4 protein-coding genes are annotated in these 6,505 nt (G+C 28.4%); 3 read left to right on the forward strand and 1 reads right to left on the reverse strand.

Annotated features, from left to right (window positions below):
• Positions 1 to 175: 175 nt before the first annotated feature.
• The 3 genes from Q0F58_RS08145 (at position 176) to Q0F58_RS08155 (ending at position 5,136) form a co-directional block, all read left to right on the forward strand.
• On the forward strand, positions 176 to 2,848 hold the full coding sequence (locus tag Q0F58_RS08145; RefSeq protein ID WP_294374807.1) for a glycosyl hydrolase: 2,673 nt from the start codon (positions 176 to 178) through the stop codon (positions 2,846 to 2,848).
• Positions 2,849 to 3,273: 425 nt separating this feature from the next.
• Positions 3,274 to 4,329: a PotD/PotF family extracellular solute-binding protein gene (locus Q0F58_RS08150; protein WP_294374810.1), complete on the forward strand. Its 1,056-nt coding sequence runs from the start codon at positions 3,274 to 3,276 to the stop codon at positions 4,327 to 4,329.
• A gap of 243 nt (positions 4,330 to 4,572) precedes the next feature.
• Positions 4,573 to 5,136 (forward strand): DUF3867 domain-containing protein, encoded by a 564-nt coding sequence (locus Q0F58_RS08155; RefSeq protein ID WP_294374813.1) that lies wholly within the window; start codon positions 4,573 to 4,575, stop codon positions 5,134 to 5,136.
• Between the two features lie 54 nt (positions 5,137 to 5,190).
• On the opposite strand, the gene Q0F58_RS08160 is transcribed toward Q0F58_RS08155, so the two are convergent.
• Positions 5,191 to 6,165, reverse strand: a complete 975-nt coding sequence (locus tag Q0F58_RS08160) for an alpha/beta hydrolase (protein WP_294374815.1) — start codon at positions 6,163 to 6,165, stop codon at positions 5,191 to 5,193.
• Positions 6,166 to 6,505: the final 340 nt, after the last annotated feature.

A 6,505-nucleotide genomic window follows, 5' to 3' on the forward strand; every position in this document is an offset into this window, starting at 1 on the left:
GTTTTATGGTTTATCATTATTTTAAATTTAATAATTTTTGGCATGAATATTGCTATGTAAACGTATATATACAAATATTATTAAATATATGCGAATTTTATTGCAAATATATATAACGTTTACAAAGGACCTGATTATGAATTATCATATTGACTTATAAAGGAGGTATGTAATAATGAATAAAAAGAATATACTAAAGCTAATAGCAGCTGCAATGATATTATCTACATCAGGAACTTTTATAAATCAACTAAGTGTACAGGCCATGGAGAAAAATAATGATAAGATAATATGGAATTTTGATACTTCAGAAGATGGATGGAAGTATGGAGGAGCTTACGATTATAAGGGTAAAGAAGGAGTTAGTTATGCAGATGATTTAAAAGCATTGAAGCTGGATGTAGATTATTCTAATGATGATTCTGTTTCATGGAGCGAATTTAAAATAAGCAATACCTTTGAGAATAATATTAATTTTAATAATTATAATAAACTTACTTTTGATTTTATATACAATCCAGACAATATGACAAAAGGAGAATTTAAAGCTAAATTATTTATTGATAATTGTGCAGATGTAAATACGACTATAGATTTAGGGAAGACTGAAAGTCTTGAAAATGGTTTGAAAAAAGCTGTGGTAACAATGGAATTTGACAGCAAGGATGTTAATGTGAATTCTGTAATTATAGGAATAATAGGAAGCAATACTGATTACAAAGGAAGTATATACATTGATAATATCACTTTTAAAAAAGAAGCAGAAAAGGATGTATATGTAAAGAAAACTGCTCAATTAAAGGAACAAGAAGCAATAGATATATCATCTTTAGAAATACCATTAGGTATCAGGCTTGTAGATGATAAGGCTATTTCAGAAGCCTCATCTTTGTATTCATATTTAATTGGTGTAGGAAAAACAGATAAGGTCATTTATGGACATCAAAATGATACACATCATAAAGCTGTATTAAAAGACAGTGGAACAAATTCTGATACAAAAGATTTAACAGGTTCAATTGCAGGAATATGTGGAATTGATACATTATCTTTAACTGGAGATGAACTCAGTCTTACGGATGAAGAAAAACAAAAAGGAATAGATCTCATTACAAAAGCGGCAGATTTAAGTATAAAAACAGCAGATGAAGGTGGAATTATAACCTTATCATCACATATGCCAAACTTTGAATTGGTAGCTCAAAAGGGAACAGTTAATGGCAGATATGATTTTTCAGGTTATTCACCAAATGTGACAAGTGGAAACATAGTTTCAAGGATAATGCCTGGTGGAGATCTTAATGAAGTATATACTCAGTATCTGGACATGATAGCATCATATGCAGATAAACTTCAGAATGCAGGAGTTCCAGTGTTATTCAGACCATTTCATGAAAACAATGGAAGTTGGTTCTGGTGGGGCAAATCTTTCTGTGATGAAGAAGGATACAAGAATTTATTTAGATATACAGTTGAATATATGAGAGATACAAAAAATATTCATAATTTCTTATATGTATATTCTCCAGGAGGTCCTTTTGAAGATGAAGAAGATTATTTGTCACGTTATCCAGGAGATGAATTTGTTGATGTATTAGCTTTTGATATGTATCATAATGATCCTCAGGAAGACACAGTAAATGATCCGTGGATGAAGAATTTTGAAAATACTATTAAGTTGGTTGAAAATTTGGCTGATAAGAGGGGAAAAATTTCAGCAGTTTCAGAAACTGGAATAATATGTAATGGGAAAGCGACTGCTGTATCAGGAAATGCAAATAAGAATTGGTCCAGTGAAGTATCAGATATAATATCACAATCATCAATGCCTTATTTTATGGTATGGGCTAATTTTGATACAGGAAATTTTTTTGCTCCATATATGGTAAACGATTCAAAAGGACATGAAATGATAAATGAATTTATAAATTACTATAATGATGATAAGTCAATATTTGCAAATCAGACAGGAGATTACAGAAAGACTGAAAGTAATGTTGATGAATGTGCATATAAATATGGATTTATAACATATCCATCATCAAGAAGCAGGATATTAAATCCTGTAACAGTTACAGCAAAGGCAAAGGGATACAGCAGCGGCAATATGAAATTTGTTATAAAAAACAAAGAGGGCAAAGTTATAGATACAGTAAAGGCAGTTTTGAAAAATGGAATATACAGTGGGGAAATAACACAGGATATATTAGATAAAGCAGGCAAAACAGTTGGTACAATAGAATTGTGCAATGGGGATAGCAGATTAAATACAATAAAAGCTTTGTTTAATATAGAAGAACCAGTAAAAGATCCTAAAAAAGTTGATGATTTTGAAAGTTATGTAGGAGAAAAATCACTTCTTGATATTGAATGGGGAACAAACTGTGGTCCTGGATGTACTTTGAATCCAGAACTTATTGAAAAAGAAAATGGTTCAGTAAATGATCAGTATGAATTAAAATTTAATTATAAGATTTCTATTGAAAAAACATCAGAAGGCTGGGCTGGAATGACAAGGAATGTAGATGCTGACTGGTCAGACTGTGATGCACTTCAGTTATGGTGCAGGCCTGATGGAGAAGGACAAAAACTTGTAATACAAATAACATCAAATGGCGAAGATTTTGAAGTATGGCTTCCAGAATTTGCAGGAACTACTGAAGAGAAGGTGCTGACTTTACCTTTCAGTGAATTTAAAGGAAAAAATGGAGGAACATTAGATCTTACTCACATTGAAAAAATGGGAATATGGTGTAATACAAATGTTCCAGAAGGATATAGTGGAGCATGGACTGTGGAATCAAGTTTTTCATTTGATAACATAAAAGCTGTACAGACTCAGAAATAGAAAAATTTAATATTGATAAAGTTCTTAAGAGAACTGTTGCATAAAGATTTAAATGATTTAATATTTATTGTTTTAAATTCAAACAATAAAACTAGTATTGAACTAAGTCTTTAATGTGACAGTTCTATTTTTTTCTATAGAGAAATTTCAATAGAGCAGTTTTGAATGAAATTTAGAATATAAAATACTTTGTGAATTATTTGTAATAATTGAAAATATCAATTACTATTATACTAACACATAATTTAGATTTTAACATAGATTCAAATAAGATATAATATTTATTACAATTTAGGTTTTATCGTATATACATAGAGGATGTACGAACAGGAGGTTCTTAAGTATAATAAGATTTTATTATATAGAGTATATATGTTTAAGTAAATTGTAATATTAAAAATAAATATGTTTTTAGGAGGATATATATGAAAAAAATACAAAAAGCAGCAGCCTTAATAATGAGTTTATTCATAACAGGAAGTATGTTTTATGGCTGTGGAAAACAAGATAAGCCCACTATTAATTTTATAAATTATGGGGAAAATATAGGAGAAGGAGTTCTTGAAGAGTTTGAAAAAGAATATGGAATTCATGTAAATCAAGAAGTTTATGATGTACCAGAAGAAATGTACAATAAGATTACTGCAGGAGCTTCTCAATATGATGTGATAGTATCAATAGATTATCTAGTACAGCGAATGATTCAGGAAGACAGATTGGAGAAAATTGATTTTAACAATGTTCCAAATATGTCTAAGATAGCAGCAGATCATTTAGGAAAGAGTTTTGATCCGGAAAATGAATATAGTGTTCCATATATGTCAGGAACAATTGGAATATGCTATAATACTGATTATGTCAGTGAACCTGTAGATAGCTGGACTGTTTTATGGGATCCTCAATATAAAAAGAATGTATTACTTTTAGATGGTGTGCGTGATAGTCTTGGAGCTGTTTTGAAAATGCAGGGATATTCATTGAATACAACAGATCAGAAAGAAATAAATGAAGCGAGAGATAAGCTTATAGAACTTAAACAGAATGGAAATCTTCTTGCAATAGGATCTGATGATAATACTGATAAAATGGCAAATGGTGAAGCTGCAATATCAATATTGTGGTCAGGCGAAGGATTGAATCTTGAAGCAGAGCATGATAATTTAAAATTTGTGGTACCAAAAGAAGGCGCAAATTTTTGGATTGATTCATTATGTATACCAAAAGGTACTGAAAATAAGGAAAATGCAGAAAAGTTTATTAATTTTCTATGTGAGAAAGATCCTTCCTTCAAAACAGCAGATGAAATTGGTTATACAACACCTCAAATGGAAGCAAGAGAAGAACAGGATGATTCAATAAAAAATAATCCTAATGCATACATGCCAAAGGAACTTTTAGACAAATGTGAAAGTTATAATTATTTAGGTGATAAACTTAAATTATATGAAAACGCATGGACTGAGTTTAAGGATTATAGATAAAATTTTCTTGATAATGCTGAAAATATTCGTTTATAATGTAGAATATTAAGATATATATATTCTAGTTAATAATATACAATTAAAAATTTATGATGAATCATGAAATATCTGTAAAAAATTTATTGATTCTTAGAATAGATGTGTATAAATAAAGTAATTTATAAAATAATCAAATATCATTAACAAATGAAGATTTATTAGTATAAATTATTATATAATAGTACAAAGGAGAGGGTTGATATTATGTCAGATAACGATAGAATAATAGACTTTAATGAAATCAAAAATAAAGTCAAAGATAAAGATGTAGATAAATTTGAAGAATACATATATTCTATGTATTATAAGATGGCTGAAGGAAAAATGAATATGGCTGATTTTTCTCAGAATATAATGAAATATATGGAGGAAAATAATATATCTCAAGATAAGCTTATGAATATTCAAAAGAAATTTTTAGAGAGATATGGTTTTGATCCTTCTATGATTGAAGAGCAGTTTAAAATGTCTGAATTAGATTTTGGAAATTCCAAATTTAATTATGGTGATATGAAGAAAGCGGTAAGCTTTCATGAAAAATATAAGAGCAGAATGACATCAAAAGCAATGTCAGAATATTTTATAAAGAATGAAAAAAATGACCTTAAAGTTATGCTTGAAGGTGAAAATGTATTACTAGTAAGTTCTAAAAATATAGATCTTGCAGATAATGAATTAAACGAATTTTTATGCTCTTATAAGAAGGTGTTGGAAGACAAGAAAGTTAAGATAGTATTATGTGAAAATACAAAAAGTTATGAATATTAAAATAAAAAGATCATCTGATTACGAAAATCAGGTGATTTTTTTATTTTTAAAAAATTATATTGGTGAATTTGCAATGACAAAGAACAACAAACCTTTAGAAATATTTATGATGTCATCATTAGATATATCAGATAAATCATGAGAACTGCTGTTAAGTGCAATTAATTTTGATTTTGCATGAACTTGAGCACATTTTTCTACAAGTTTTTCGGAACCTTCAAATGGAACAAGTGCGTCAGATTTACTGTGTATTATCAATGTTTTAGGAATATCAGAAGTTACATAATTTATAGGATTGAATTTTTGTATTGTCTCATCTGTATCAGTTATTGAAGTAAATATTTTTGATAAATCAAAATTCAAATCACTTGTATCTATAAGACTTAGGTCAGTAGGTCCTGCAAAGTCAATCAAATATTTTACTTTACATGGATAAGTTTTAAGCTCTTCAGAATTAGTAAATGCATTTTCATCAGTGTATGCAGCCATCATTGCAAGATGAGCACCAGAAGAAACGCCAAATAGTCCGATTTCATATGTATCCAGATTATATTGTTCAGCATTTTTATTTATCCATCGTATAGTGTCTTTTACATCTTCTACCTGTTTACTGAAATCTTCTTTTTCTCTCATAAGTTCATATGATGTGCTTATTATTGTATATCCTTGTTCTCTGAATGTATCAAGAACTGGAGTGAGTGCTACAGGAAGAGATTTGTCTCCATAAGCCCAGCTGCCACCATGTACATATAGTATGACAGGAGATTTTTCATATACGTTTTTTAAAGGTGAATATATATCCAAAGTCAATGGAACACCATTGGTATTCTTATAAACAATATCTTTATAATCTATATTTTCAATAGGATCAATATTAAATTCGGTATCCAGATTGTCAATTTCTTTTTCAAGTGATATGTATTTTGAAGCAATTCCATATAATAAAAATATTCTTTTATAAAATATTGCAGAAGTACCGATTATTACGGCTAATAGTATTAAAAATAATGTTTTGAATAATTTTTTCATAATATTTATGCTGTAGATTACTTTAAATGTAGGATTAAATTCAGTAATCTAAAAATCTCCTTTCCATAGTTTTGTAACTAAAAAATTTTCATTAGCAAGTTTTTTGGATGATTATATTTTCATAATAAAATTTATTGCACAATTTAGATAATATCGAACAAAGCATGTTTAAAATTATTATACCACCACAGATTTGAAATAGATGAAATTTAAGAAAAATGTAACTTTATGATAATATGTATGTCATTAATAAAAGAAATATGAATCATATTAGAATTGAACTTACTGAAAATTTAGTAAATAGGAAAGCTTATAGTATGTTTATAAATAAAATATAATG

The sequence above is a fragment of the uncultured Clostridium sp. genome (genome assembly GCF_934754915.1).
Lineage (GTDB): Bacteria > Bacillota > Clostridia > Clostridiales > Clostridiaceae > Clostridium.